This window comes from Lysinibacillus sp. GbtcB16, assembly GCF_019091145.1.
GTDB classification, from domain to species: Bacteria; Bacillota; Bacilli; order Bacillales_A; family Planococcaceae; genus Lysinibacillus; species Lysinibacillus fusiformis.
In genome coordinates this window covers 1-252 of the sequence record NZ_JAGXJV010000649.1, presented here as the reverse complement: position 1 = coordinate 252, position 252 = coordinate 1, and the positions used below count along the sequence as shown (strand labels likewise).

Here is a 252-nt window from a genome sequence, read left to right as displayed (position 1 = left end):
AAGTAAGTGGATTTTAATTCCTTGTACGTCAAGTTTCGCTTCTTCTCGAGCTGTTTCCATCATCATGTCGTAATCTTCAAGTGGAAGACCGTTAATAATATGAGAGCAAACTTTAATGCCGTGCTTACGTAATTTATTTACGCCTTCCACGTAAGACGGATAATCGTGAGCGCGATTAATAAGGTTTGCAGTTCGTTCGTGGACAGTTTGTAAACCGAGTTCAACCCAAAGGTATGTGCGTTTATTTAAGTC

General features: G+C 39.7%; 1 protein-coding gene. It reads right to left on the bottom strand.

Annotation, left to right across the window (positions count from 1 at the left end; translation table 11 throughout):
* Nucleotides 1-252: radical SAM protein (locus tag KVT27_RS25520; protein WP_217582265.1), on the bottom strand; the 252-nt coding region annotated here is incomplete at both ends.